Here is a 26,385-nt window from a genome sequence, read left to right as displayed (position 1 = left end):
GGGCGAACGTGGAACGGAGAATGCGCCTGTTGGGTTTGGTCTGCGGCGTCGCGCTTGCAGCGCTGTCCGCCTGCAAGAGTGAGCAGGGTGGGGAGCAGGCAAAGCAAGCCCTGCCGGTAGGCATCATCACGGTTGGCAAGGCGGAAGTTCCGGTCGTCTACGAATTCGTCGGCCAGACGCAAAGCTCGCAGGAGGTGGAAATCCGCGCCCGTGTGAACGGCTTCCTGGAGAAGCGCGTCTACACGGAAGGCGCGCTCGTTCATGCTGGCGACGTGCTGTTCCGCATGGACGCCAAGCCCTTCGAGGCGCTGCTGGAAGCCGCGCAGGCCGAACTCAAGCAGCAACAGGCGCGGCTTGAAACTGCCCAGGCCAATCTCAACCGCGTCCGCCCGCTGGCCGCCAAGAATGCGCTGAGCCAGAAGGACCTCGACGATTCGATAGGACAGGAAAAGGAAGCGGCCGCGGCCGTCGAGCAGGCACGCGCCGACGTGATCAACGCGCAGCTCAACCTCGGCTACACCACGGTCGTTTCGCCGGTCACCGGCCTGTCCAGCTTCGCCAAGAAGCAGGATGGTACTTACATCGATGCGGCCAACAGCCTGCTCACCTACGTGGCCAAGCTCGACCCGATGTGGGTCAAGTTCAGCCTTTCCGAAAACGAATTGCTGAAATTCCGCGCCGATGTGAAGTCGGGCGCGCTGAAGTCACCCGGCGAGGGCGCCTTCGACGTGAAGATCGTGCTCGCCGACGGCAGCACCTTCCCGGAGTCGGGCCACATCAACTTCTCCGATGCCTCGCTGGATTCGGCGACCGGCACCTACCTGGTGCGCGCCGAGTTCGCCAACCCGGGCGGCGTGCTGCGCCCCGGACAGTTCGTGCGGGTCAAGCTGTACGGAGCGAAGCTGACCAGCGCCATGGCGGTGCCGCAGGTGGCGGTCCAGCAGGGTGATCGCGGCGCTTACGTGTGGACCGTCGACAAGGACGGCAAGGCGCAGCAGCGGGTGGTGGAGACCGGCGAATGGAACGGCAACGACTGGGTCATCCGCGCCGGCCTGCGCCCGGGTGACAAGGTGGTGGTGGAGAACCTGGTGAAGCTGCAACCTGGCATCCCGGTCGCGCCGCATCCGTTCACGCCGCCGCCCGCGGGAGCCGCCACCAGTGCCACGCCGCCTGCGTCGCCGGAGAGTGCGCAATGAGCATGTCGCACTTCTTCATCGACAGGCCGATTTTTTCGGCGGTCATATCGATCATCCTGGTGGTGGCGGGCCTGGTGGCCATGCTCAGCCTGCCGATCGCCCAATTTCCGGACATCGCACCGCCGCAGGTGACCGTAACCACCACATACCCCGGAGCCAGCGCGGACGTGGTGGCGCAGAACGTCGCTGCGCCGATCGAGCAGCAGGTGAACGGCGCCGACAACATGATGTACATGAACTCGTCGAGCTCCTCGACGGGCAACCTGACCCTCACTGTCTACTTCAATATCGGCACGGACCCGTCGCTGGCGCAGGTGGACGTGCAGAACCGCGTGAACCTGGCGTTGCCGACCCTGCCCTCCGAGGTCGCCGCGCAGGGTGTGTCGGTGCAGAAGCGTTCGTCGGCCTTCATGATCGTGGTCGCGGTCTATTCGCCGGACAACTCGCTGGACCTGTCCTACGTCGCCAACTACACCAACGTGTACGTGCTCGATGCGATCAAGCGCATTTCCGGCGCCAACCAGTCCCAGATCTTCGGCACCGCCGACTATGCGATGCGCATCTGGCTCAGGCCGGACCGTATGGCCAAGCTGGGCATCACCGTGGCCGACGTGCAGAACTCCATCGCCAGCCAGAACCAGCAGTTCTCGGCCGGACGCATCGGCCAGGCGCCGACGCCGGGGCCGGTGCTGCAGACGTTTCCGATCGCCACCAAGGGGCGCATGACCGAGCCCGCGGAGTTCGAGAACATCATCCTCAAGGGTGGCACCAACGAGGCCGGCGCCCTGGTGCGACTGAAGGACGTAGGCCGCGCCGAGCTCGCCTCCAAGGATTACTCGCTGCGCGGCCGCTACAAAGGCAAGACCGCCACCCTGCTCGCCGTCTATCAGCAGCCCGGCGCCAACGCACTGGATGTGGCCAAGCAGGTGCGCGCCACCATGGCCGAGCTGAAGAAGAGCTTCCCGCCCGGCCTGGACTACGAGATCGCGCTGGACACCACCGAGTTCGTGCAGGACTCGATCAACGAGGTGCTGCACACCCTGTTCGAGGCGGTGGTGCTGGTGATCATCGTGGTGTACCTGTTCCTGCAGAGCTTCCGCGCCACCCTGGTGCCGATTCTGGCGGTGCCGGTATCCATCATCGGCGCCTTCATCGGCATGGCCGCATTCCACTTCTCGATCAACATGCTGACCCTGTTCGGCATGGTGCTGGCGATCGGCATCGTGGTGGACGATGCGATCGTGGTGATCGAGAACGTCGAGCGAAACATGACCGAGTTCCACCTGCCTCCCAAGGAGGCGGCGAAACGAGCCATGGACGAGGTCAGCGGCCCGGTGGTGGCCATCGTGCTGGTGCTGCTGGCGGTGTTCGTTCCGGTCGCCTTCCTGTCCGGCATCACCGGCCAGCTCTACAAGCAGTTCGCGGTGACCATCGCGATCTCGGTGGTGCTGTCGGGCGTGGTGGCGCTGACCCTGTCTCCGGCGCTGGCGGCCTTGCTGCTCAAGCCCGGTTCGCACAAGAAGAACCGGTTCTTCACCTGGTTCAACAAGACGTTCGACAAGATCACCGAGGATTATGGCCGCGGCGCGCAGCTGGCGATCAAGCGCGTGATGGCCTCGCTGCTGCTGATTGCCGGCATGCTGGTGATCACGGTGGGCCTGTTCCGGCACATTCCCACCTCCTTCCTGCCGGTGGAGGACCAGGGCTATCTGTTCGGCGCGATAATCATGCCTGACGCCGCCAGCCTCGACCGCACCGGCGATGTGAGCAGGCGCGCGTCGGACTGGTTCGAGAAACAGCCTGGCGTGAAGTCCGTGGCCGAGGTCATCGGCTACAGCCTGATCGACTCACAGAACAAGGCCAATTCCGGCACGTTGTTCATCACTCTGAAGAGCTTCGGTGAGCGTGGCGAGGGGCAGACAGCGGCCGACCTCATACGCGAAGGCAGCAAGGAGTTCGCCAAATTCACCGATGGCGTGGTGGTCCCGGTGAACCCCCCGTCCATCCCGGGCTTGGGCACCACCGGTGGCTTCGAGTTCTGGCTGCAGAGCACCGGCAACGGCAGCTACCAGCAGTTGGAGAGCAGGGTGCGCGCGTTCATCGCCAAGGCCAGGCAGCGTCCCGAGTTGCGCGGGGTGAATTCGACCATCAATACCCACTCGCGGCAGTTGCTGGTGGATGTGGATCGCGAGCGCTCCGAATCCCAGGGCGTGGCGGTGAGCGACGTCTACTCGGCGTTGCAGGTGATGTTTGGCTCGCTCTACATCAGTCAGTTCCCCAAGAGCGCGCGCCTGTTCCAGGTGATCATCCAGGCCGAGCCAAGCTATCGCATGACGCCCGACGACCTGCAGAACCTGTACGTGCGCAACAAGCTCGGCGACATGGTGCCGATCAAGTCGGTGGTAACGACCCGCTACGTGCCGGGCGCGGACATCGTCAATCGCTTCAATAATTTCCCCGCCGCCAAGATCGTCGGCGATGCCGCGCCGGGCTACAGCTCGGGCCAGGCCATCGCCGCCATGGAGCAGGTCGCCCAGGAAGTGATGGGCAGCGACAACAAGTACGAATGGAGCGGCCAGGCCTACGAAGAGAAGAAGGCCGGATCGACCGCCGCCGCGGTGTTCGCCTTCGCCATCCTGATGGTGTTCCTGATCCTTGCCGCGCAGTACGAGAAGTGGTCGCTGCCGCTGGGCGTGATCATGGCCGTGCCGTTCGCGTTGTTCGGCGCGCTGGTCGGCATCCTCATACGTGGCATGGAGAACGACGTCTACTTCCAGATCGGCCTGACCGTGCTGATCGCACTCGCCGCCAAGAACGCGATCCTGATCTTCGAGTTCGCGGTCGAAATGCGCGAGAAGGAGAACATGGGCCCGATGGAGGCTGCGCTGCACGCCGCCAAGCTGCGCCTGCGCCCGATCATCATGACCTCGCTGGCCTTCATCCTCGGCTGCGTGCCGCTGGCCATCGCCAGTGGCGCCTCGTCGGCGAGTCGTCGCTCGCTCGGCACCGGCGTGATCTTCGGCATGCTGGGCGCCACGGTGATTGCGGTGTTCTTCATCCCGATGTTCTTCTGGGGCCTGGAAGCGCTTTCCGAGCGAAAGCGCGGCGGCAAGCAGGACAGCAAGGATGCGGCGCCGAATCCTCCCGAGGGCGGTCACACCTCGCCGGAACAGGGGACGTGACATGCGACGCGCGAACCTACGCTTGTTGCCCCTCGCCAGCGCGGTTGTCCTCGCTGCCTGCGCCGTCGGGCCGAACTACGAGAGGCCGAAGGTGGACGTTCCCGCCGGTTATCGCTTTGCGGACGCGCAAGCGGTGCAGGTGGCCAATGCGACGTGGTGGCAGGAATTCAACGATCCCGTGCTGAACGACCTGGTCAAGCAGGCGGTGGCCGAGAACAAGGACCTGGCCATCGCCGCCGCGCGGGTGGACGAGTACTACGGTCGCCTGATGAGCACCAGCTCGGCGCTGTTTCCGCAGGTGGGGCTGAACCTTGGCGCGGGTCGTGCGCGCACGGCGGCCACGCCGTTGACGCCGAACTTCGTGTCCTCGCAAGTGCAGATCAATGCGCTGGCCTCCTGGGAGATTGATCTGTTCGGGCGCCTGCGGCGGCTGCGCGAGTCAGCCAAGGCAGACCTGATGTCGACCGAGTACGCCCAAGAGGCGACGCTGGTGTCGCTGGAGGCGGCGGTCGCCACCGGCTACATCAGCCTGCGCGATCTGGACCAGCGCCTGGTGATAGCGCAGGCCACGGTGGCCAGCCGACTGGATGCATTGAAGCTGTTCCAGGAGCGCTTTCAGGGTGGGGTGGTGTCGCAGGTGCAGGTCTCGCAGGCGGAGTCGGAGTACGCCGTGGTGCGTACCCAGATGTCGCAGATCGAACAGCAGATCGCCCAGCAGGAGAACGCGCTGTCGCTGCTGCTCGGCAAGAATCCGGGACCGATTCCTCGTGGCAAGCCGATCGACCAGATCACCCTGCCGGCGATTCCGGCGGGGCTGCCGTCCGACCTGCTCAACCAGCGGCCGGATCTTCGCGAAGCGGAGGAGGCATTGGTCTCGGCCAACGCGCAGATCGGCGCCGCACGTGCGCAGTACTTCCCTACCATCACGCTGACCGGCCTGCTGGGCCGGTCGAGCACGGGCCTTGAGTCATTGTGGAAAGGACCGGCCAAGACCTGGTCGTACGCCGGCATGGTGTCCCAGCCGATCTTCACCGGCGGCGCGATTTCCGGTTCGGTGCATGAGGCGGAGGCAAGGCAGCAGGAGGCGCTGCTTGGCTACGAGGGCGCCATCCAGAGTGCGTTCGCGGACGTGGAGAACGCACTGGTCGGCGAGCAGCGGGCCAAGGAGCAACTGGGCTCGACTGACGAGCAGGTGAAGGCGCTCGGCCAATACGCTGTTCTTGCCAGGGATCTGTATGAGGGCGGCTACACCAGCTATCTGGAAGTGCTGGATTCCGAGCGCAACCTGTTCAGTGCGCAGCTCACCCAGTCGAGCCTGCAGGCCCAGCAGCTGATCGAAGTGGTGAGCGTCTACAAGGCGCTGGGATACGGCTGGACCAACGACAAGGCCAGCCTGGCCGATGGTAGTCATCACGAGTGATGGCACGGCCTGGCCGTGAAGGCCGGCGTTGCCTCGCATCGCGCAGTTGATGGCCCTCCATCGGTTGGAGACGGGGGAGTGAGATACGCCACGCCACCGTCTACGAAGCGCCGCGCTGAGCAGCGAAGGCCTGCCAGGCCGCGAAGGCCTGGTCGAGCGTCGTGAAGATCCGCTCTGCCCCGATGGCGGCCGCCAGTTTGGATCTCTGAACTGTCTCGAGCGCCGTGGGGTTGAGCCCCGCCAGCCACAGCTCGATCTTCGATTCACGCAACTGCGCCTGGGCCTCGGTCAGCGCCACCAGCGCCGTGTACTCGATGTCGAACACGGCGCTCATCTCGAGCACCACGACCCTGGGCGCGGCCTTCTGGATCAAGGGCCGGATCTTCTGCTCCAACTGGCTGGTGTTGCCAAAGAACAGCCGCCCCTCCGGCTTGAGCACGAGCAGGCCGGCATCGGCTTCCGCCGCGTCGTCGCCTGTGACCGGGCGGAATACGTTGCCTCCGGCTTCCCGCCTGAGCACATACAGCGGTGGGTTGAGCGCCTGGTAGGAGAGCGACAGTAGGGACATCACGATGGCGACCAGGATGCCCTTGAGTGTGCCCAGGAAGATCACGCCCAGCAGGGCGATCACCGCCCAGCGAAATTCGACGTGGCGGACGCCGCGAATCGCGGCGAACTCGGCCGGCCGGAACAGGCCGACTGAATAGACGATCACGATGGCCGCCAGCGTGGCGTACGGCATCAGCGAGATCAGTGGAGCCAGGAAAAGCATGCAGCCAAGCGCCACCAGCGACGTGACCAGGCCGGCCAGTTGCGTATGCGCGCCCACCAACCGGTTCACGGCGGTCTGCGTGGCGCCGCCACCGGCCGGCATGCTGCCGAACACGGCGCCGACCGCATTGCCAAGGCCGGTGGCCCACAGCTCCACGTTCGGTTCGGGCAGTGGCTCGCCAGGGCCGACAAAGGCACGCCCCGCGGCGATCGATTCGGTGAAACTCATCAGCGCTATGCCGGCAGCCGCCGGCCACAAGGCGCCCAGCATCGACGTATCCGGCATCACTATCGAGGGAAGGCCTGTGGGTACGTGCCCCACGACATGCACGCCGCGAGCCTCGAGGTGCAGCAGCGGGACGCAGGCGATCCCGGCCGCGACCGCCACCAGTGGAGCGGGCGCCTTGGGCACGAAGCGTTCCATGCCAAGCAGAATCAGCAAGGTACCCACGCCGATGACGACGGTGGCCAGCGAGGCATGGGGAATGGCCTCGACGATGGCCAGCGCGTCACGCAGGGCGCCGCTCTTGGCAATGTGGATGCCAAGAAGCTTGGGCAACTGGTCGAGCACGATGACGATCGCGATGCCCGCCTTGAAGCCGGTCAGCACGGGCGCGGAAATGAAGTTCGCCACCACTCCCAGGCGGAACACGCTGGCCACGATCAGGATGCCCCCCGTGAGCAGGGTGAGCGTGGCGGTGGCCCGGGCCAGGGTGGCGGGGTCGCCGTTGGGGGCAACCGTGCCCAGCGCCGCCACGGCGAGGATGGCAAGGGTGGCGCTGGTGCTGACGCTCAGGGGCCGGGAGGTCCCGAAGAAAGCATAGATCAGCATCGGCACGAAGGCCGTGTACAGACCCACTTCGATGGGCAAGCCGGCGACGCCGGCATAGGCGAGCGCCTTGGGCAACACCACCGCCGATGCGGTGATGCCCGCCATGCAATCCCCCTTAAGCCAGTCCTTGCGGTAGCCACGGGTCCATGCCAACAACGGAAAGCCTGGGGTCATGGGCGTTGTTCTCCCTGGCGACGTTGGGGCCGATGCGGTGTTGCGCCCCTGTCGGGGCCGCAACATCCCGCCTGCTGTTCCGGTGAGGCAGGCCTACCGAAGAGGCGCCCGGCGACGAATTGCCTCCGCCCGTCCCCATCGCCGCATCCATGTGCATCTGGGTGGTTCGCGGTCGCGTGCGGCAACAGGCGACCTTGTGCGAGCCGGCAGCCCTAGAACCGATATTTGACCAGCAGCTGTCCACCGCGGAACCGGAAAGTCGCGTTGCCGTTGAACCGGCTTCCTGTCACGTCGGCATTGATCCGGTTGAACATGAACTGCGGGACGATCGCCCAGTTGCCGAAGGGATAGAACTCTGCGCCGAGGCGGGCGTTATAGAGCGTCGCATCGACGTTGCCGATATTCGCCTTGAAGGCGCCGGCGTCGACGACGAGGCGCGCCCAGGGGGCCATTTGCCATCGGTAGGCAACACCGATCGACGGATTGGGCAAGTCTGTGGAGGCCTTTGCCGTGGCGGATCGCGATCCGGAATTCGTGCCGTTTGGCCCCGATGCAAAAGCAGTGCCTGACAGCTTCAGGTCAAAACTGTAGTTCTGAAGGCCACCCGTGACACCGAAAGCCGCTTGATCGCCGATCCATGCCCAGTAGCGATAGGTCAGGTTGATGGCGTCAACCGTAGTCTTCGAGTGAAGGTCCGTGCCGACTTCGAGTGTCTGGTTGTTGAAGACCAGGTCACGATCAAGCGTCTTATCGTGGGAGACCTCGAAGTGGTAGTAGCTGAGCTCGAATTCGTGCCGGTCCCACGGCCGCCAGCTCGCGGCGATGTAAGGCAGCCATTGCGTGCCGCCTTCCCCAAGGTCACGGGAGAAATCGAGCCGCGTGCCGGAGTTCTTGGTGTTGCCGTCGGCTCGGATGCTTCCGGAAAAATTGTTCGCAAACATGCCGACCGTAATCGACGCGTTGTCGAGCATGGGGTGATCGTCCGCCATGGCAGGCATCGACACAGTGAGCAGGACGCAGGCGAGACCGGGAATGACGCGTGGCAAGTACATGCTGTTCCCCCTTGTGAGGTGACATCCACTGCACGTTTTTTACGTAGTCGAAGACGTCGTGGTGCACTCCGGCATGCAGGGAGTTTCCGGTCGTCTGGTGGTTCCCCGGCGCCATCGAAGCCTTCAGGCGTAAATCGATCGACCCGCTGCCATCGTGGTAATCACAACACACGATGGCAGGCATTTCTCAGGCGCGAAGAATTGCGACAGAGAACTGCGCATCGCGTATCGACAATCCACTTTCATCGCAGTCTCGTGAAGGCCACGTGTCCGACTACGCAGCGTTTTCGTGATGCTCGTGAAGGGCGTGTGAGACGCCTGAAATACAGTAGAAATTCCGTTGACAAGCTCGCATGACGGGGCGTACATGTGGTGCCCATTCGGTGGTCGCCGAATATGAGAGTGCGCGAGCACTGGCGACGGCAAGACCGACATGTGGCACCGCAGTAGACGTCCGGTCAGGGGCTCCCGGCGCGTTGTGTTCGCAAGGCAATACAAACGCAGGAAAGCCTTCCATCGGGGGTGTCCCATGTGCGGAACTCGCATCAACCGGATGGGCCGTCGCATCGTCGGCGTGGCCCTGTCGATACTGCTGGCTTGCTTCGTCTTGACGCCGACGGCATTCGCCCAGTCGAGCGAAACCGACGAACTCAAGGCCCAGCTGCAGAAGATGCGCGAGCAGATGCAGGCGCAGCAGCAGGTGATGGACAAGATGCAACAGCGCCTGGACGAGCTCGAGACCAAGCAGCGAACGCAGCCCCAGCCGCAACCGACGTCGCAGGCCGCGGCGACCGCCTCGCTGGCGACGCCGGCCAGCGCGCCGCATCCTTCCACGCCGCCGCCGTACCGTCCGCCGTCGGCGCCGGCTGGCGTCGCCGAGCCGCTGCCGGAGGGCTATATCCGCCTGGGTGACACCGGCAACCTGCTCAAGGTGGACCTGGTGGCCCAGCTCGACACCATGTTCGATACCACCTACATGGGGGCCAAGGATCTGTTCGTGCCCTCGTCCATTCCGGCGAGCGGGCAGCCCTTCTACGGCACTGGCTGGCGTTCGAACCTGAGCGCCAAGCAAAGTATTTTCCGCATGGACTTCCAGCGTGACACCGACTACGGCACGTTGAAGGTGGTCTACAAGAACAACTTCTTCGGCAGCGGCAGCGGCGACATGCCGTACAACCTGCAGACGTTCTACGGCAAGCTGGAGAACGCCGCGTTCACGTTGTTGGCCGGCTACAACATTTCCGCCTTCACCGACATCGACGTATTCCCCAATACGCTGGACTACGAAGGTCCGAACTCGTTCACCTTCAAGTACACCCCGCAGATCCTGTTCTCGCCGGTGCTTTTCACTTCGGGCGAAAGCAAGCTGACCTTGCCGATGTCACTGGAAAAACCGAACGCCGACATCACCGTGGGTAATACAGGCTTCAATACCTATTCGCGGCGTCCCGATATCACCCTCGGCCTGCGCTGGGAGGCGCCCGACTGGCATGTGCAGTGGGCCAACCTGCTGCGTGACCTTCGCGTGGAGGCTCCCAATGGCCAGTCGCGCGGCAGCACCGGTTGGGCCACCCAGCTGACCGCAACCACCAAGCTGTTTGAACACGACAGCATCCAGGGGTGGGGAAGCTATGGCAGGGGCTACGCCAATTTCCTGCAGGACATCTCCGGCCTTGGGCTCGACGCCGCGTTTGATACCGATGGCAACCTGCATGGCATCAAGGCGCGCGGTTTCGGCGCCGGCTACACGCATGCATGGCTGGAGAACCTGACCTCGAGCGCCGCGTTCGGTTACCTGCGCATCAGTCCGGGCTCCAATCTGCTGATCGCCGACACGCAGCCCAAGAGCACGAAGTTTGCCTCCGTCAACCTCGCCTGGCAGTTCAGTGAGCGGGCGATGTTCGGTGTGGAGTACCTGTGGGGACAGAACATTCTTCTCACCGATGCGCGCGGGCAAGGCCAACGCATCCAGACGACGCTGCGCTACGACCTCAATCCCTGAGCCTCGCGTCGAATGGCGTCGCCGCTACCACACGGATGTCGGCGCCGGCACGAAATACCAAAGGAGTAGCACCGCATGTCGATGAATCATCCCTGGGTGCTGTATGTGACCAGTGACGTGCCCCACGCGGGCTCGGCCTATTTCCTGGCCCTCAGTCGGCTCGCCAAGGCAGTGCAGGAAAGCGACATCGAGGTGGTGCGGGCACTGAACTGCGAGGACGCCGTGGCGCTGGCGCGCGGTACCGCCTCGTACTCCGCGGTGGCCATCGACTGGGGCCTGGGGGACAGCACGGCGATGAGCGAAAAATCGGTGGCGGAGATCATCCGCGCCATCCGCGACAAGTCGCTGCGCGTGCCGATCTTCCTGCTGACCCGAAGCATACAGACGCCTGATATTCCGCTGAGCCTGATCCGCGAGGTGCGCGAGTACGTCAATGTGGGCAGCGAGACGCCCGAGTTCTTCGCGCGTCGCCTGAAGTTTGCCATCGACGATTACCACGGCGGCTTGTTGCCGCCGTACTTCAAGGCGCTGAAGAAGCTGACCGAGGAAGGAACCTATCAGTGGGACGCCCCCGGCCACATGGGCGGCGCGGCGTATCTGAAGCACCCGGCGGGCGCGGAGTTCCACGAATTCTTCGGCGAAAACATCATGCGGGCCGACATCGGCATTTCCAATGCCGAGCTGGGCTCCTGGCTCGACATCGAAGGACCGCCGGCGGATTCGCAGCGCATGGCTGCCCGCGTCTTTGGCGCCGACTGGACCTTCTACGTGCTGGCCGGCTCGTCGGCCTCCAACCGCATCGTCGCGCAGGCCACGGTAGGTCAGGATGAGATCGTCGTGGCGGACCGCAATTGCCACAAGTCGCTGAACCATGCGATGACCCTGGCCGGCGCGCGCCCGGTGTATTTCCAGCCAAGCAGGAATGGCTACGGGATGATCGGCCTGATTCCGCCCAAGCGCTTCACGCGGGCGCACATCAAGCAGCTGATCGACGAGTCGCCGCTGAGCAAGGGCGCCAGGACGCAGGCGCCGGTCTACGCGGTGGTGACCAATCCCACCTACGACGGCTTGCTCTACAACGTGGACAAGGTGGCCGAGCTGCTCTCGGCCAGCGTGGACCGCGTGCATTTCGATGAAGCGTGGTACGCATACGGCAAGTTCCACCCGCTATACCAGCATCGCTACGCCATGGGCGTGCCGCGCGACATGAAGGATCGCCCGACCATCGTGGCGGTGCAGTCGACGCACAAGATGTTGCCCGCCTTCTCGATGGCGTCGTACATCCACGTGAGCAACGCGAAGCGCGGCGAGATTTCGTGGTCTCCGATCAAGGAGGCCTTCATGATGCACGGCACGACCTCGCCGTTCTATCCGCTGATCGCGTCGCTCGACATCGCCTCGGCGATGATGGACGAACCGACCGGGCCGGCGCTGCTGCGCGAGACGGTGGATTATGCGGTGGCATTTCGCCGCGCGGTGGCCCTGGTGGGGCAGCGCTTTGCGGACGAGGGCGAGTGGTTCTTCTCGATCTTCCAGCCCACGCGCGTCCCCTACAAGGGCAAGAAGACGCCGTTTCACGAGCTTCCGCTGGAGTTCCTGTCCAACTCCACCGACTGCTGGACGCTCAAGTCTGGCGACGATTGGCACGGACTTCCCGACGAGGTCGTCAAGGACGACTTCTGCATGCTCGACCCAACCAAGGTGACCATCCTGTGCCCGGGCACCGACGCCAAGGGCAAGCTGGCCAAACGTGGCATGCCCGGCGCCGTACTGGCGAAGTTCCTGGATGCACGACGGCAGGAAATCGCGCGCACCGGCGACTACACGGTGCTGGTGCTGTTCTCGGTCGGCACCACCCAGGGCAAGTGGGGCACGCTGCTGGAAACCCTGCTTTCCTTCAAGCGCCTGTATGACCGCAAGGCGAGCCTGGACGAGGCCCTGCCGGACCTGGTGCAGGCCTATCCCGAGCGCTATCGCGGCATGACGCTGCCCCAGCTATGCGACGAGATGCATGTGGCGATGACCGAGCTGGACCTGCAGGCCATGGCCAACCAGGCCGGCGAAGTGCTGTCCGAGCAGGTCTATACCCCTGCACAGGCCTATCAGTACCTGATCCACGACCGCACCGAGGAAGTGCGCGTGGCCGAGCTGCCAGGGCGCGTGGCGGCGCTGATGATCGTGCCGTATCCGCCCGGCATTCCGGTGCTGATGCCGGGTGAGCGGGTCGACGCCAAGGGCGGTCCGATCGTGCACTTTCTGGAAGCAGTCGAGGCCTATGGACGCCGCTTTCCCGGATTCGGGCGCGAGGTGCAGAACGTGCACGCGGACGCCAACGGGGACCTGTGGGCTCGCGTGCTCGTGGAGGAGGGGGCCCCAGCCAAGCGCGCCAAGGGCGCCAAGAAGCGCTGAGGCGAGGAGCAAAAGCGCCCATGACTCAGTCCACCGAGATTGGCGTCATGGCGGCCACCTTGCTGCGAGCGATCCAGCTTCGTCGTTGGTCGGCGACGGTCAGCCAGCGCGCCGTCGCCGTTCGCGAGGACGAACGTCGCGCGGTGACACGGTGACATCGACGGAGCCAACGAACGCTTGCTTGCCACATTGAACGTCGGCCGCGGGCCGCGCAGTCGTCTACCGGGAGTATCACCATGCTCGAACGCCGTAACCAACGTCAGAAACTCCGCGTGCTGCTGGTTCACCATCAGGCCAACACGGACAGTGCGGCCGGACGGGCCAGTCGTGTGCTCGCCAACGAGTTCACCGATCGCAATATCGACACGATCGTGGTTTCGACCGCGGATGACGCGCGGGCCACCATCATGTCCGACGCGTCGATCAACGCCTTACTGCTGGACTGGTCGCTGCCCGACGACACCGGCAGCGAGCATGGCAACGCCGCGGCGATCAGCCTGATCCACATGGTGCGGTCGCGCAACGAACAACTGCCGATCTTCCTGATGAGCGAACAGGAAAAGGCGCGCACGCTGACCATCGAGCTCATCCAGGCGATCAACGAGCTGGTATGGCTGGCGCAGGATTCCGCCACGTTCGTTGCGGGTCGCGTCCACGCGGCCATGCGCCTTTACGTGGCAGGGTTGTTCGGGCCGCTGACCACGGCGCTGGCCAGCTTCAACCAGGTGCATGAGTATTCCTGGCATACGCCGGGCCACACCGGCGGCACCGCGTTCCTGAAGCATCCGACTGGGCGGGCGTTCTACGACTTTTACGGCGAGCACGTGTTTCGCACCGACCTGTCCATCAGCGTCGGCGAGCTGGGTTCGCTGCTGGATCACACCGGGCCGATCGGCGAAAGCGAGAAGTACATCGCGCGCATCTTCGGCTCGCACCGCAGCTACACCGTCACCAACGGCTCCTCCACGTCCAACCGCATCATCTTCATGGCCTGCGTGGGGCGCGACCAGGTCGTGCTGTGCGACCGCAATTGCCACAAGTCGATCGAGCATGGCCTGACCATGACCGGCGGCATTCCCCATTACCTGGTGCCGTCGCGAAACCGTTATGGCCTGATCGGCCCGATCTACCCCGAACGCTTCAGGGAGAAGGATGTCAGGAGCGCCGTGGCGGGCAACCCGCTCTCGAAGAACCTTGCCGACCAGCAGCCGGTATTCGTGGTCGTGACCAATTCGACCTACGACGGCCTGTGCTACCACAGCGGGAGGGTGCTGCAGGAGGTTGGCGGCTGGGTCGACCGCGTGCACTTCGACGAGGCGTGGTACGGCTACGCGCGCTTCAATCCACTGTATGCCGGGCGACTGGCCATGCACGGCCCGGCTTCATCGCACGACCCGAAAGGGCCGACCGTATTCACCACGCACTCGACGCACAAGTTGCTGGCCGCGTTCTCGCAGGCCTCGTACATCCATGTGCGCGATGGTCGCAGCCCCATTCCGCACGCGCGCTTCAACGAGTCGTTCATGATGCACGGCTCGACCTCGCCGTTCTATCCGATCATTGCTTCCAACGAAGTGGCGGCGTCGATGATGGATGGGGTCGGCGGCGTGGCGCTCACTCGCGAGAGCATCGACGAGGCGGTCAGCTTCCGCCAGTTGGTTGGCCGCCTGCGTCGCGATTTCGCGAAGAAGGGGGAATGGTTCTTCCGCACCTGGAATGCGGATCTGGTGCGTGATCCAAAGAGCGGCGAAAAGCTGCCTTTCGAGGAGGCGCCGGCCGCGTTGCTGGCCACCGACCCGGAAGCGTGGGTGCTGCATCCGGGCGACACCTGGCATGGCTTCGAGGGACTCGAAGACGGCTATTGCATGCTCGACCCGATCAAGGTGTCGGTGCTCACGCCCGGCATCGAGGACGACGGCTCACTCGGCTCGCGTGGTTTTCCGGCGAGCCTGCTCACGGCCTATCTGGACGCGCGCGGCATCGAGGTGGAGAAGACCACCGATTTCGCCGTGCTGTTCCTGTTCTCCATCGGCATCACCAAGGCGAAGTGGAGCACCCTGCTGACGGCCATGCTCGACTTCAAGCGCGACTACGATGCCGACAAGCCGCTGGATCGCGTGATGCCCAACCTGGTGGCCGAACACCCGGAGCGCTACACAGGCATGGGCCTGCGCGCCCTCGGCGACCAGATGTTCGACGAGCTGAAGCGCAGCGGCCAGATCGGCCATCTGCAGCGCGCCTTCTCCAATATGCCCGAGGTGCGGCTGTCGCCGGCTGAGGCCTACCAGCGCCTGGTGCGTGGGCAGATCGAGCGGGTGTCACTGGCGAACCTGGCGGGCCGCACGCTGGCCACCAGCATTGTGCCGTATCCGCCCGGCATTCCGATGGTGATGCCGGGCGAGGTGGCGGGCGCCGCCGACGGTCCCTACATCGGCTACCTCAACGCGCTGCGCAACTGGGACGCCACGTTCCCTGGCTTCGGCCACGACACGCATGGCGTCGAGGCAGAAGACGGCGAGTACTACGTGCAGTGCCTGACCTCCTAGGAACCTGGCGATGAGCGCACCAACGGGGAAGAAGATGGGCTTGCTTGGCGCCTCCTCGCTGGTGGTCGCCAACATGGTCGGCACGGGCCTGTTCCTGTTGCCGACCAGCCTGGCCCAGGTGGGCAGTATTTCGATCTTTGGCTGGATTGCAGCCGCCATCGGCGCCAGCGCCCTGGGCCTGGTGTTTGCGCACCTTGGCATGGTCTGCCCCAAGGCGGGCGGACCTTACGCCTACGCGCGCGACTACCTCGGTCCGTTCGCAGCGTTCCAGACCAATTTTCTCTACTGGGGCGCCAACGTGATCGGCAACGTGGCCATCGCGGTGTCGATCACCGGCTACCTCAGCTCCTTCATCCCGGTGCTGCACAACCCCTGGATGGCGAACGCGTGCACCGCGACGGTGATCTGGCTGTTCATCTGGTTCAACACGCGCGATGCGCAACTGCTGGGACGCTTCACCACGATCAGCACGATTGCCGGCATCCTGCCCATCGCCCTGGTCGGCGTGTTCGGCTGGTTCTGGTTCGATCCGCAGGTGTTCCGCGAGGGATGGAACCCGGACCATGTGTCGACGGTGTCCGCCGTGCAACGTTCCGCCTCGATCGCGCTGTGGGCCTTCATGGGCGTGGAGAGTGCAGCGGTATCCGCAGGCGTGATCGAAAACCCCACGCGCAACGTGCCGCTGGCCACCATCATCGGCCTGCTGGTCTCCACGGTGATCTACATCGCGTGCAGCACTGTGCTGATGGGCATGCTGCCGAACGCCGACCTGCGCGTGTCGGGCGCCCCGTTCGCGGAGGCGGCCGGCAAGATGCTTGGGACAGGAGGCGAACTGGTCATTTCGCTGGCCGCGATCCTCAAGGCCGCCGGTTCGCTGGTGGGCTGGATCCTGATCGTGGCGCAGTCGGCAGGAGCGGCCGCGGAGGATGGCATGTTCCCGCGGCGCTTCTCGGTCACCAACCGGCACGGCATGCCGGCACAGAACCTGGTGATCACCGGCGTGCTGATGACCCTGCTGCTGATGACTTCGACCTCGCCCAACGTGGCCACGCAGTTCAGCGCCATCACCGACGCGACCATCATCCTGATGGTGCTGCCGTACACCTACTCGGTCGTGGCGATGTGGCGTTTCAACCGCACCATCGAGATGTCGACCGGCCGGCGCAACTTCTTCGTGGCCATCGGTCTGGTGGCCTGCCTGTACTGCATCGCGGTGGTGCTGGGCCAGTCACCACTGCTCAACATGAAGGCGCTGATCGTGATGCTGGGCTCCGCGCCGCTGTTTGCCCTGATCGCCCTGCAGCGGCGATCCCCGGAGGTTGTTGAGCCCCCCGTCCCGGTCGCGGTCGTGGGCGGGGTCGGAGATTTCGCCGCCGGGCATCACGGGCAGACCACACCGACACAGTTATGAGTGGGTGTCGGGCCGCCCGTCCATCAACTTCCCAAGGCAGTGGGCGGTCCGGTCCACCGCCCCAGTCAGCACCCACTTCACCAAGGAGCAGTCTCATGAGTAAACCTCAGTTTGCCCGTCGACTCGTGTGGTTCGGCATGCTGGCCCTGTTGGCCCCGGTCCTGGCGCTCGCCATGGGGCAAGACATCAAGCCGCAGTCACTGGGCAGCGACCAGGCCACGGTCACCGCCACCGTGGTCAGCGTGAACCAGACCACCCGCGAAATCACTTTGCGTGGGCCGGACGGCAACGAGGACACCGTGGTGGCGGGAGCCGACGTGAAGAACCTCGATCAGCTCAAGGCCGGCGATCAGGTGAACGCAAAATTCGAGCGCTCGATGGCGCTGGAAATCCTGCCGGCTGGCAGCGCGCAGGCTGGTGTGGAATACAAGGGCGGCCAGAGCTCGGCGGAGAAGGGCGCCACGCCAGGTGGAACGGCCCGCCAGTCGGTGACGGTGACCGCCAGGCTCACCGCGATTGATCTGCAGAACCACACCGTCACCCTCACCGGATCAGACGGCAAGCCTCACGTGATCTCCGTGGAAGATCCCGGCCGCCAGGCGCAGATGAGCAAGCTGAAGATTGGCGATATGGTGCGCATCACCTACACCGAGGCGCTGGCCATTACGGTCACGCCCAAGGGCAAGGGCTGATCGTGCTGCGGCCGGCCCCCGTCGCGATGGGAGCCGGCCCTGACCTCCCCGGCGGCCCAATACCTTCCGGGCCGGACTTCATCCCATTCCTTAGGCCATTGGTGTTAGCCCGTGCGGCGGCCCCGGGCTTCCGTCTGAGGCATCTGGCCCATTTGTCGGGTAACGGTCATGCGTAGAGTTGTATATTGTGTGATGCATATCACATTTCTGCAGCGGTCGCGGGTTAGCTTGACGCGACTGGCGTGGTAACCGGGGGGTGGCCAGCTTGTTTGGCTACGACCGGCCGAAACCTGTGACCCTTATCAGGGGAAAGGGGAGGGAGCCATGGCTGTGTTGAGGGAGGAAGCCAGACGCTGTGTCGTCTGGTTTGGGCAGCCTGCCAGCGAGGAACGGGCCAGCTTGGCCAGGGCGGGATGGATCATCCGCGTGGCCGATGCCAGCACGCCTGGTGGTGTGGGCATGCGCAACAACGACACGGTGGTGGCGCTGGCCGACCTGCGGCGAGGCGACCCTGCTTCCGCGCGCGCGATGGCCGAACTGATGGGAGACCATCCCTGGCTGCCGTGGGTAGCGCTGATCTCGCCCGACATGCCTGTGCACGAGCCGCTGGTCGATCGCGTGCTCGAGGCGAGCATCGAGTACTTCAGCACGCCCGTGGACTTCGACCGCCTGGTCGAGACGCTGGGGCGCATCGGCGGCGGCCAGCCGCCGGCCGCGGGGCCGGGCGACATCGGCGTGACCGGCCGCAGCGCCGCCATCAGCGCGGTGGTGGCCAGCATCCGCAAGTACGCGCCGGTGGAATTGCCGGTGCTGATCACTGGCGAAACCGGCACCGGCAAGGAGGTGGCTGCGCGGGCCTTGCACGGCCTGTCAGTGCGCGCCGAACGGCCGTTCGCGGCAATCAATTGCGGCGCGCTCCCGCCCAACCTGGTGCAGTCCGAATTGTTCGGCCACGAGCGCGGCGCCTTCACGGGCGCCAACGTGCGCCGCATCGGCCATTTCGAAACCGCCGCCGGTGGCACCGTGTTCCTGGATGAAGTGGGTGACCTGCCGCTGGATGCGCAGACCAGCGTGTTGCGCTTCCTGCAGGAAGGCACGTTGGAACGCGTGGGCAGCAGCCAGCTGATCAAGCTCGACGTGCGCGTGCTCGCGGCTACCCATGTCGATCTGGAGAAGGCGGTGGAGCAGGGGCGCTTCCGCGAGGATCTCTACTATCGGCTCAACGTGCTGCGGCTGCGCATGCCGGCCCTGCGCGAACGCGAGGACGATGTGCTGCTGCTGGCCCAGCGTTTCCTCGATGCCTTCCGCGAGCAGCACGCCAGCCGTGCGCGTGGCTTCAGTGCGGGCGCCCGTCGCGCGATGCTGGAGTTTGCCTGGCCCGGCAATGTGCGCGAGTTGCTGAACCGCGTGCAGCGCGCGGCTGTGGTGGCCGAGGATTCGCTGATCAGCGTGGAGGATCTGGACCTGTCCGACGTGCTGACCCGCCAGACCGCGCGCTCAAGCCTGGGAAGCACGCGCGTGGCCGCCGAACGCGACGCGGTGATTGCCTGCCTGCGCGAGAGCCGTTTCAACGTGAGCGAATGCGCCCGCCGGCTCAAGGTGTCGCGGGTGACCATCTACCGCTTGTGCAAGAAGCACCAGCTCGCGCTCGACGAGCTGCGCTGATTTGATTCCATGGGGTATGCCGCCTTCGGTCGGATGGCCGAGGCGCTTCTGCGCGTGGGCGTCGCCCCAATCGGCAGGGTGAGTGGCGGATGCTCGCCAATTCATGGCTGGTTGGGCGCCGACCCAGCCACGTTGCCGCGAGCACCCGCCGCTCACCCCGTCAGGGTTGACGGTCATGGTCGCCACGCCGATCCGGAGAGGAAGGCCCCCGACCCGCAGGGGTCGGGTCGGGGGCTTCCATTGGTGCCCCGGCCACAGGGGTTGCCGGGTTACCGCCCGCGTCTCCGCCTCTCGACGGAATCCTGCTTGAACTGTTGATCCACTCGACCGTGAGTGCCGGAAGTGGAGATTCCCGTTGCCAGCTGCGATGGCCGCTCCGACGTTGCCCTGGACCACCCAAGGGCGTTGCCTATCCGCCGCCGTGGATATCCCTGCCACGGTGTTCGGTGCGTATCGCAGCTGGCCTTTCCCCCTTCCCGCCTGTACGAGACAGTTAGAGCAATCGCCGTGCCAAGTGCCGTCGATGGCGCAGTGACGCGGGTTTTGCCGCCTCTGCCCTCACGTGGCCTGCGTCTTGGCGTGTTGGCGGCGTTACAGCCATCGTGCCCTCAACCGCGCCAAAAGGCCGCCAGGCCCCGCCGTTGTGCGGTTTCCAGGCAGTTGTAACGCGCCGGACACAGCGCACAGTCCAGGTTGACAACCCGCACGCCGCAGGCGACGCGCCGTGCAATCAGGGGGACGAGGGCTTACGATGCGTGGTGCGCCGCACCAGTCGGCGTTCCCCAGTCCCTTTCCCGAACCCGCTTAGGCGCCCCCCGCTCGGGGAGGCCCGGAGTCATGACATGCACGCGCAAGACCCTTCCGCCCAGTCCCTGATCGATCTCGGCAAGCGCTACTGGCTGCCGGTCTATCGACCGCGCGATGTGGTGCTGGACCACGGCAAGGGCGCGCGCGTGTGGGACACCCAGGGACGCGACTATGTGGATCTCGGCGCCGGCATCGCGGTGAACGCGCTGGGCCACCAGGATCCCGATCTGCTCGACGCACTGGTGACCCAGGCGCACAAGCTGTGGCACACGAGCAACGTGTTCTACAGCGAGCCGCCGTTGCATCTGGCCGAAGAGCTGGTGGCGGCCTCGGGCTTCGCCGAGCGCGTGTTCCTGTGCAATTCCGGCACCGAGGCCAACGAGGCCGCGATCAAGCTGGTGCGCAAATGGGCGACCGCCCAGGGGCGCGAAGCCAACAAGCGCGTGATCGTCACCTTCCGTGGTTCCTTCCACGGCCGCACGCTGGCCGCCGTCACCGCGACTGCGCAGCCGAAATACCAGGAAGGCTACGAGCCGCTGCCGGGCGGCTTTCGCTACCTCGATTTCAATGACGTCGCCCAGCTTGAGGCCGCTTTCGCCCACGGCGACGTGGCCGCCGTGATGCTCGAGCCGGTGCAGGGCGAAGGTGGCGTGCTGCCGGCTGCGCCGGGTTTCCTGCAGCGTGTGCGCGAGTTGTGCGACCAGCATGACGCGCTGCTGGTGCTCGACGAAATCCAGTGCGGCATGGGACGCACCGGCACGCTGTTCGCCTATGTGCAGGACAACGTCAAGCCAGACATCGTCACCCTGGCAAAGGCGCTGGGCTGCGGCTTCCCGATCGGCGCCATGCTGGCCGGCCCCCGCGTGGCCGAGACCATGCAATTTGGCGCGCACGGCACCACCTTCGGTGGCAATCCGCTGGCCGCCTCGGTGGCGCGCGTGGCGCTGCGCAAGCTGTCCTCGCCGGAACTGTTGGCCAATGTGGCGCGCCAGTCGAAGGCGCTGCAGCAGAGCCTTGCCCGCATCAACGCCTCGCTCGACCTGTTCGAGGAAGTGCGCGGTCGAGGCCTCATGCTCGGCGCCGTGTTGAAGGACGCGCACAAGGGCAAGGCAGGCACGATCCTCGATTTCGCCGCCGCCCATGGCCTTCTGCTGTTGCAGGCTGGCCCCGACGTGCTGCGTTTCGTGCCCGCCCTCAACATCACCGACGAGGACCTGGCCGAAGGCCTCGCGCGTCTGGAAGCCGCGCTGCGCGCTTACCTTGCCGCCTGAGAGGCAGACGCAACGAAAGGAATCTCGACAGCGCCCCTGTCTGCTCGTCATCCCTGCGAAAGCAGGGATCCAGCGCCTTTGCTTTGAGTGTCGCGAAAGACGTTTGATGACGCGTCGCGCCCGCTACTTCGGAGCCACCTCCGGGGTTACGCGCGATTCGCTGCCATCCTGGCCTTGCACTGGCAACGACGACCTGCGTCCCGCCGCCTGTAGCAACGGCGAGGTCACCCGCCGCCCCCGTCTTCCCTCAGCGACGCCCCGCAACCCCGGCAATAACGCGCGTCGGGCTGGTGCCCGCCCAACTGGCAGTGCCCGCAGGCGGGCGCCTGCCGGGCCTGCCGTATGCCGCTGGCCAGCTCCGCCGCAAAGATGCCGGTGGGCACCGCAATGATGCTGTAGCCCAGCAGCATGATCACCGAAGTGACCATCTGTCCCAGCGTGGTGTGCGGCGTGATGTCGCCAAAGCCCACCGTGGTCATCGTCACCACCGCCCAATACATCGAGCGCGGGATGCTGGTGTAGCCGTCCTCCGGCCCTTCGATCAGGTACATCAGCGCGCCGAAGATCAGCACCAGGGTGAGGATGGTGCTGAAGAACACGAAGATCTTGGGCTTGGCGCGCAGGAACGTCGCCCACATCAGGTCCGCTTCGCCCACGTAACGGGTCATCTTCAGCACCCGGAAGATGCGCAGGATGCGCAGCGCGCGTATCACCATCAGGTGCTGGCCACCGCTGACCAGCAGGGTCAGGTAGGTCGGCAGCACCGCGATCAGGTCGACGATGCCAAAGAAGCTGAGCGCGTAGCGGCGCGGCTTTGCGACCACCAGCAGGCGCGCCACGTATTCCAGTGTGAAGGCGATGGTGAACACCCATTCGAGCAGGGTGAACACGTGACCGAGGCGGGCGTGCAGATCCTCGACCGTGTCCAGCACCGCGACCAGGATGCTGGAGAGGATCGCCACGATCAGCACCAGATCGAACAGGCGCCCGGGCGCGTCGTCATGGCCGAAGATGATGTGGAACCAGCGCGCCCGCCATCCGCTTTGGGTCGCGGCTTCGATGGCGCTGTCCGAGAGTATTCGCGGCTGCTCGCTCATGCGTCGGGGCTCCACACGCGATGTGATCAGCATAACGCCGTGGCGGTTCCCCCGGAGCTTTCAGGTTTTCAGGGCAGGCCGAAGCCGGCGAGCGCGCTGCGGAGGCCGTCGAAGTTGCTGTAGTGGTGGGCGTGGAGGCCCGCCTGTCTGGCGCCCACCACGTTCGCGGCGTTGTCGTCGACGAACAGGGTGGAGCTCGCCGGCATGGAGAGCCGATCGAGACAATCCCTGTAGACGCGTGGTTCGGGCTTGCGTCCACCGAATTGCGCGGAAGCGAAGGCGCGACCCTCGAATAGCGGAAACAGTGCCGGCGCAATGCGCGGCAGTTGTTGCGCCAGAAGCACGCCGTTGTTGGTCAGTAGCGCCACGGTCAGGCGTGTCCCCAGCGCCTGGGCGAGGGCCAATACGTCTGGTCGGATGCGGGTGGCTTCGCGCCGCGCCGTCGTCCAGGCAGCGACGCTTACCGTGCGGCCCAGATGCGCGCTGAGCGCATCGAGATAGGCCACGGCATCGAGAGCGCCGCTGTCGGCGGCGTCCTCGATGCCCGACTCGTAGATCGCCTCGCGTACCGCGGCCGGCGTGCTGCCGATGGCCAGAGCCAGTCGGCTGACACGCACGGCGCGGTCATAGTCGGCCAGCACCTCGTCCAGATCGAACAGGACGCAGCGCAGCGCCGTGCTCATCCGGCGCGGGCGGCTCGCATGGCGCCGCGGGCGGCTTCCAGCGTATCGGCGATGTCCTGCTCGCTGTGCGCACTCGAGACGAAGCCGGCTTCGAACGCCGACGGCGCGAGGTACACGCCACGCTCCAGCATGCCGTGGAAGAAGCGGTTGAACAGCGCCGTGTCCGCCGCCGTGGCCTGCGCGTAGCTCGCCACCTTCTCGCGCGTGAAGAACAGGCCGAACATGCCGCCCACGCGGTTCGTGCTGAACGGAATGCCTTCACCATCGGCGACCGCCTGCAGGCCATCCGTCAGCAGGCGCGTGCGCGCGGCGAGCTGATCGTAGAAGCCCGGCGCCTGGATCAGCTCCAGCATGGCCAGGCCCGCGGCCATCGCCACCGGATTGCCCGACAGCGTGCCCGCCTGGTAGATCGGGCCGGACGGAGCAATCTGCTGCATGAGGTCGCGACGACCGCCGTAGGCGCCTACCGGCATGCCGCCGCCGATGATCTTGCCGAAGGTGGTGAGGTCTGGCGTCACGCCGTAATAGGCCTGCGCGCCGCCCAGCGCGACGCGGAAGCCGGTCATCACCTCGTCGAAGATCAGCAGCGCGCCATGTTTGGTGCACAGCTCGCGCAGCCCCTGCAGGTAGCCGTCCTTCGGCGGGATGCAGTTCATGTTGCCGGCCACCGGCTCGATGATCAGGCCGGCGATGTCACGGCCGTGCTCGTCGAACAGGCGCGTGGCCGCATCGAGGTCGTTGTATGCGACGGTCAGCGTGAGGTCGGCGTTGGCCTTGGGCACGCCCGGCGAGGTCGGCACGCCGAAGGTCAGCGCGCCCGAGCCTGCTTTCACCAGGAAGCTGTCGCCGTGGCCGTGGTAGCAGCCTTCGAACTTCACGATCAGGTTGCGCCCGGTGGCGCCGCGCGCCAGCCGGATCGCGGACATGGTCGCCTCGGTGCCCGAGTTGACCATGCGCACCATGTCGATCGACGGGATCAGCCGGGTGATGGTCTCGGCCATCGTCACTTCGGCCGGGCAGGGCGTGCCATAGGACAAGCCGTTCTTCACCGCGCGCTCCACCGCCTCGCGCACGTGCGGGTGGTTGTGGCCCACGATCATCGGGCCCCACGAGCCCACGTAGTCAATGTAGCGCTTGCCTTCCACGTCCCACAGGTAGGCGCCATCGGCGCGTGCGGTGAAGAACGGCTCGCCGCCCACGGACTTGAAGGCGCGCACCGGCGAATTCACGCCGCCGGGCATCAGCTGCTGCGCGCGTTGGAACAGGTCGTGGTTCGTGGTCATGCGGGGAAGTCTCAATGCGAAGTGAAGAGTTGGGCGAAGCGCGTCGCGGCGCCGCGTACGTCCGGGTCGCCAAATACGGCCGAGATGACGGCCAGATAGTCGGCGCCGGCGTCGATCAGGGATCCGCCATTGTCCGGCGTGATGCCGCCGATCGCCACCCGAGGCAATCCCAGCGCGGCGGTCTGTCGCAGCAGCTCGAATGAAGCGCGTCGGGCGTGCGGCTTGGTGGGCGAGGGGAAAAACGCGCCGAAGGCCAGGTAGTCGGCGCCCGCGGCCGCCATCTGGCGGGCGCGCTCGGCCGAGTCATAGCAGGACACCCCGATGATGGCGTCCGGGCCCAGCACGGCGCGGGCGGCGGCGACGTCGCCGTCGTCTTCGCCGAGGTGGACCCCGGCCGCGCCCACCGACAGCGCCAGCGCGACGTCGTCATTGACGATCATGGGCACCCCGCGCGCCGCGCAAAGGGCCCGGATCGACCGGGCTTCGGTCAGGCGGCGGGCAGGGTCGGTGGTCTTGTCGCGGTACTGCAGCAGGCGGGCGCCCCCGGCCAGCGCCTGCGCCACCACTTCCAGCAGGTTCGGGCGCGGGCCGTCGGTGATCACATAGAGGCCGCGGCCTTTGAGTCGTTCGTGCATCAGATCATCCTGAAATTGAAGGCCATACGCTTTCGCATCGGCGGGGGAGTTGCGAGAATGCCCCACTTATTCTCCATATCAAGCAGTCCAGCGATGAATCAGAGCACTAACCCAACCGTCGCCCTTCGCAAATGGATGTGTGTCGTCTGCGGCTTCATCTATGACGAAGCGCTGGGCCTGCCCGACGAGGGCATCGAACCCGGTACGCGCTGGGCCGACATTCCCGACACCTGGACCTGCCCGGACTGCGGCGCGACCAAAGACGACTTCGAGATGATCGAAATCGACTGAACCGCCCCGCGTTGCCCGCAAACGGCCCGATTCCGTCATCGTGCGGACCGGGCCGTTTGCTTTAGTAGCTCCTGCACGCCGGCAGCAAAGACGCGCAACCGGCGCAGGAGCAGCACCATGCAGCAGTTCATTCCGTTTGAAGACGACTGGGACGCCCTGGAGAACCTGCGTCCCGATATGCTCGTCCCCTATCACGTCGGCGTTCCCTGCCGACATGACCTGGCGGCTCCGGATCACTGCACCGGGCCGACCGTCCCCTCGATCGTCAACTCGTCGCCCACCATTGCGCCGATCTTCGCCGCCATACCGGCCGGCAGCTCCAGCACGTAGCGCGCCGGCAGATCGCTGGGATAGCTCGGGCAGGGGTCCGCTTTGCACGGCGGCACGTTCGCCTGCACCGACACCAGGCGGCGGTTGCCGTCGAAATACAGGATGTCCAGCGGGATGAGCGTGTTCTTCATCCAGAACCAGCGCTGGTCGTCCTTGGGAAACACGAACAGCATGCTGTGATCGGCCGCCAGCTCGGTGCGCATCATCAGGCCGTGCTCGCGCGCCGCATCATTAGTGGCGAACTCCGTAGTGAAGTGATGTCCGTGCAGCTGCACGCCGGGCGCATCGTGCGCGGCGGCCGCGAAAACCGTGGCGGGAAGGACAAACAGCAGGGGCGCGAGCAGGCGTTTCATTGTTGTGTAGGCTCGGTTGGGACAGGTGCCCGCGAGTGTAGCGGCGGGCGTCGTTGTCATCGGAGTGAAAAAAATTCGTGTAGACCCCTTCCCAGATCGGAAAGGCCGGGCTATTATTTCGCTCCTGCCCCGACGAGAAGCTCTTCCTCGAAGGGTCCAGACCAAAACCCGGTTCGAAAATAAATTTTCGAAAAGAGTTGACGGACTGGAAAGATGATGTAAGATGAGCGGCTCACTCGGAACGAAATGTTCCAACGCTGAAACGGAAACGGTCAGCAAGTGA

General features: G+C 65.3%; 19 protein-coding genes. 12 read left to right on the top strand and 7 right to left on the bottom strand.

Going from position 1 to position 26,385, the window contains the following annotated elements; genetic code table 11:
• The first annotated feature begins 20 nt into the window (after positions 1 to 20).
• From DVT68_RS18940 to DVT68_RS18930, 3 genes are read left to right on the top strand one after another with little or no spacing between them, the layout of a single operon-like run.
• Positions 21 to 1,196 carry an efflux RND transporter periplasmic adaptor subunit gene (locus DVT68_RS18940; protein WP_114826777.1) on the top strand — a complete coding sequence of 392 codons (1,176 nt, stop codon included), beginning with the start codon at positions 21 to 23 and terminating at the stop codon, positions 1,194 to 1,196.
• Positions 1,193 to 4,378 carry an efflux RND transporter permease subunit gene (locus tag DVT68_RS18935; protein ID WP_114826776.1) on the top strand — a complete coding sequence of 1,062 codons (3,186 nt, stop codon included), beginning with the start codon at positions 1,193 to 1,195 and terminating at the stop codon, positions 4,376 to 4,378. The genes DVT68_RS18940 and DVT68_RS18935 overlap by 4 nt, the downstream gene beginning before the upstream one ends.
• A 1-nt stretch (position 4,379) precedes the next feature.
• Complete coding sequence (locus DVT68_RS18930) at positions 4,380 to 5,798, top strand: efflux transporter outer membrane subunit (protein WP_114826775.1); 1,419 nt, start codon at positions 4,380 to 4,382, stop codon at positions 5,796 to 5,798.
• 100 nt (positions 5,799 to 5,898) lie between these two features.
• Here the strand turns inward: DVT68_RS18930 and DVT68_RS18925 are convergent, their stop codons facing one another.
• Both DVT68_RS18925 and DVT68_RS18920 read right to left on the bottom strand, forming a co-directional pair.
• Positions 5,899 to 7,575: a SulP family inorganic anion transporter gene (locus DVT68_RS18925; RefSeq protein WP_114826774.1), complete on the bottom strand. Its 1,677-nt coding sequence runs from the start codon at positions 7,573 to 7,575 to the stop codon at positions 5,899 to 5,901.
• A 212-nt stretch (positions 7,576 to 7,787) separates the two neighbouring features.
• On the bottom strand, positions 7,788 to 8,627 hold the full coding sequence (locus tag DVT68_RS18920; protein WP_114826773.1) for a hypothetical protein: 840 nt from the start codon (positions 8,625 to 8,627) through the stop codon (positions 7,788 to 7,790).
• Between the two features lie 529 nt (positions 8,628 to 9,156).
• Between DVT68_RS18920 and DVT68_RS18915 the strand changes: the two genes are divergently transcribed.
• From DVT68_RS18915 to DVT68_RS18885, 8 genes are all read left to right on the top strand, one after another.
• Positions 9,157 to 10,629 carry a DcaP family trimeric outer membrane transporter gene (locus DVT68_RS18915; RefSeq protein WP_114826772.1) on the top strand — a complete coding sequence of 491 codons (1,473 nt, stop codon included), beginning with the start codon at positions 9,157 to 9,159 and terminating at the stop codon, positions 10,627 to 10,629.
• Positions 10,630 to 10,704: 75 nt separating this feature from the next.
• The gene (locus DVT68_RS18910) at positions 10,705 to 13,038 is read left to right on the top strand and encodes an Orn/Lys/Arg family decarboxylase (RefSeq protein ID WP_114826771.1); all 2,334 of its coding nucleotides are present in this window, start codon (positions 10,705 to 10,707) and stop codon (positions 13,036 to 13,038) included.
• 20 nt (positions 13,039 to 13,058) lie between these two features.
• Positions 13,059 to 13,193 (top strand): hypothetical protein, encoded by a 135-nt coding sequence (locus DVT68_RS20810; protein WP_267897423.1) that lies wholly within the window; start codon positions 13,059 to 13,061, stop codon positions 13,191 to 13,193.
• 81 nt (positions 13,194 to 13,274) lie between these two features.
• A complete protein-coding gene (locus DVT68_RS18905) occupies positions 13,275 to 15,584 on the top strand; it encodes an Orn/Lys/Arg family decarboxylase (RefSeq protein WP_114826770.1) in 2,310 nt (769 codons plus the stop codon).
• A 10-nt stretch (positions 15,585 to 15,594) separates the two neighbouring features.
• Positions 15,595 to 16,995 carry an amino acid permease gene (locus DVT68_RS18900; RefSeq protein ID WP_114826769.1) on the top strand — a complete coding sequence of 467 codons (1,401 nt, stop codon included), beginning with the start codon at positions 15,595 to 15,597 and terminating at the stop codon, positions 16,993 to 16,995.
• 95 nt (positions 16,996 to 17,090) lie between these two features.
• Positions 17,091 to 17,687, top strand: a complete 597-nt coding sequence (locus DVT68_RS18895) for a hypothetical protein (protein ID WP_147281771.1) — start codon at positions 17,091 to 17,093, stop codon at positions 17,685 to 17,687.
• Between the two features lie 324 nt (positions 17,688 to 18,011).
• Complete coding sequence (locus tag DVT68_RS18890) at positions 18,012 to 19,352, top strand: sigma-54 dependent transcriptional regulator (protein ID WP_114826767.1); 1,341 nt, start codon at positions 18,012 to 18,014, stop codon at positions 19,350 to 19,352.
• A gap of 842 nt (positions 19,353 to 20,194) precedes the next feature.
• Positions 20,195 to 21,430 carry an acetylornithine transaminase gene (locus DVT68_RS18885; RefSeq protein WP_114826766.1) on the top strand — a complete coding sequence of 412 codons (1,236 nt, stop codon included), beginning with the start codon at positions 20,195 to 20,197 and terminating at the stop codon, positions 21,428 to 21,430.
• A gap of 224 nt (positions 21,431 to 21,654) precedes the next feature.
• Here the strand turns inward: DVT68_RS18885 and DVT68_RS18880 are convergent, their stop codons facing one another.
• The 4 genes from DVT68_RS18880 to thiE all read right to left on the bottom strand — a co-directional run bounded on the left by DVT68_RS18880 (position 21,655) and on the right by thiE (position 25,128).
• Positions 21,655 to 22,527 carry an ion transporter gene (locus tag DVT68_RS18880; RefSeq protein ID WP_114826836.1) on the bottom strand — a complete coding sequence of 291 codons (873 nt, stop codon included), beginning with the start codon at positions 22,525 to 22,527 and terminating at the stop codon, positions 21,655 to 21,657.
• 68 nt (positions 22,528 to 22,595) lie between these two features.
• On the bottom strand, positions 22,596 to 23,210 hold the full coding sequence (locus tag DVT68_RS18875) for an HAD family hydrolase (RefSeq protein WP_114826765.1): 615 nt from the start codon (positions 23,208 to 23,210) through the stop codon (positions 22,596 to 22,598).
• Positions 23,207 to 24,493 carry a glutamate-1-semialdehyde 2,1-aminomutase gene (hemL, locus tag DVT68_RS18870; RefSeq protein ID WP_114826764.1) on the bottom strand — a complete coding sequence of 429 codons (1,287 nt, stop codon included), beginning with the start codon at positions 24,491 to 24,493 and terminating at the stop codon, positions 23,207 to 23,209. Before hemL ends, DVT68_RS18875 begins: the two co-directional genes overlap by 4 nt.
• 11 nt (positions 24,494 to 24,504) lie before the next feature.
• Entirely contained in the window at positions 24,505 to 25,128 is a 624-nt protein-coding gene (gene thiE / locus DVT68_RS18865; RefSeq protein ID WP_114826763.1) for a thiamine phosphate synthase, read from the bottom strand.
• Positions 25,129 to 25,221: 93 nt separating this feature from the next.
• Between thiE and DVT68_RS18860 the strand changes: the two genes are divergently transcribed.
• Positions 25,222 to 25,419 carry a rubredoxin gene (locus DVT68_RS18860; RefSeq protein WP_114826835.1) on the top strand — a complete coding sequence of 66 codons (198 nt, stop codon included), beginning with the start codon at positions 25,222 to 25,224 and terminating at the stop codon, positions 25,417 to 25,419.
• Between the two features lie 233 nt (positions 25,420 to 25,652).
• Here the strand turns inward: DVT68_RS18860 and DVT68_RS18855 are convergent, their stop codons facing one another.
• Positions 25,653 to 26,102, bottom strand: a complete 450-nt coding sequence (locus DVT68_RS18855) for a DUF192 domain-containing protein (RefSeq protein WP_114826762.1) — start codon at positions 26,100 to 26,102, stop codon at positions 25,653 to 25,655.
• Positions 26,103 to 26,385 lie beyond the last annotated feature (283 nt).

The organism is Dyella solisilvae, assembly GCF_003351225.1.
Lineage (GTDB): Bacteria > Pseudomonadota > Gammaproteobacteria > Xanthomonadales > Rhodanobacteraceae > Dyella > Dyella solisilvae.
Note: the sequence above shows the minus strand (reverse complement) of the source record. Positions and strands in the feature narration are given on the sequence as shown.

What these genes read in the sequence shown, in the direction of transcription:
- DVT68_RS18925 (WP_114826774.1), bottom strand. Translation starts at nt 7,575, where the DNA reads ATGACCCCAGGCTTTCCGTTGTTGGCATGGACCCGTGGCTACCGCAAG.
- hemL (WP_114826764.1), bottom strand. Translation starts at nt 24,493, where the DNA reads ATGACCACGAACCACGACCTGTTCCAACGCGCGCAGCAGCTGATGCCC.
- DVT68_RS18875 (WP_114826765.1), bottom strand. Translation starts at nt 23,210, where the DNA reads ATGAGCACGGCGCTGCGCTGCGTCCTGTTCGATCTGGACGAGGTGCTG.
- DVT68_RS20810 (WP_267897423.1), top strand. Translation starts at nt 13,059, where the DNA reads ATGACTCAGTCCACCGAGATTGGCGTCATGGCGGCCACCTTGCTGCGA.
- DVT68_RS18905 (WP_114826770.1), top strand. Translation starts at nt 13,275, where the DNA reads ATGCTCGAACGCCGTAACCAACGTCAGAAACTCCGCGTGCTGCTGGTT.
- DVT68_RS18935 (WP_114826776.1), top strand. Translation starts at nt 1,193, where the DNA reads ATGAGCATGTCGCACTTCTTCATCGACAGGCCGATTTTTTCGGCGGTC.
- DVT68_RS18855 (WP_114826762.1), bottom strand. Translation starts at nt 26,102, where the DNA reads ATGAAACGCCTGCTCGCGCCCCTGCTGTTTGTCCTTCCCGCCACGGTT.
- DVT68_RS18940 (WP_114826777.1), top strand. Translation starts at nt 21, where the DNA reads ATGCGCCTGTTGGGTTTGGTCTGCGGCGTCGCGCTTGCAGCGCTGTCC.
- DVT68_RS18915 (WP_114826772.1), top strand. Translation starts at nt 9,157, where the DNA reads ATGTGCGGAACTCGCATCAACCGGATGGGCCGTCGCATCGTCGGCGTG.
- thiE (WP_114826763.1), bottom strand. Translation starts at nt 25,128, where the DNA reads ATGCACGAACGACTCAAAGGCCGCGGCCTCTATGTGATCACCGACGGC.
- DVT68_RS18890 (WP_114826767.1), top strand. Translation starts at nt 18,012, where the DNA reads ATGGCTGTGTTGAGGGAGGAAGCCAGACGCTGTGTCGTCTGGTTTGGG.
- DVT68_RS18920 (WP_114826773.1), bottom strand. Translation starts at nt 8,627, where the DNA reads ATGTACTTGCCACGCGTCATTCCCGGTCTCGCCTGCGTCCTGCTCACT.
- DVT68_RS18910 (WP_114826771.1), top strand. Translation starts at nt 10,705, where the DNA reads ATGTCGATGAATCATCCCTGGGTGCTGTATGTGACCAGTGACGTGCCC.
- DVT68_RS18900 (WP_114826769.1), top strand. Translation starts at nt 15,595, where the DNA reads ATGAGCGCACCAACGGGGAAGAAGATGGGCTTGCTTGGCGCCTCCTCG.
- DVT68_RS18895 (WP_147281771.1), top strand. Translation starts at nt 17,091, where the DNA reads ATGAGTAAACCTCAGTTTGCCCGTCGACTCGTGTGGTTCGGCATGCTG.
- DVT68_RS18930 (WP_114826775.1), top strand. Translation starts at nt 4,380, where the DNA reads ATGCGACGCGCGAACCTACGCTTGTTGCCCCTCGCCAGCGCGGTTGTC.
- DVT68_RS18860 (WP_114826835.1), top strand. Translation starts at nt 25,222, where the DNA reads ATGAATCAGAGCACTAACCCAACCGTCGCCCTTCGCAAATGGATGTGT.
- DVT68_RS18885 (WP_114826766.1), top strand. Translation starts at nt 20,195, where the DNA reads ATGCACGCGCAAGACCCTTCCGCCCAGTCCCTGATCGATCTCGGCAAG.
- DVT68_RS18880 (WP_114826836.1), bottom strand. Translation starts at nt 22,527, where the DNA reads ATGAGCGAGCAGCCGCGAATACTCTCGGACAGCGCCATCGAAGCCGCG.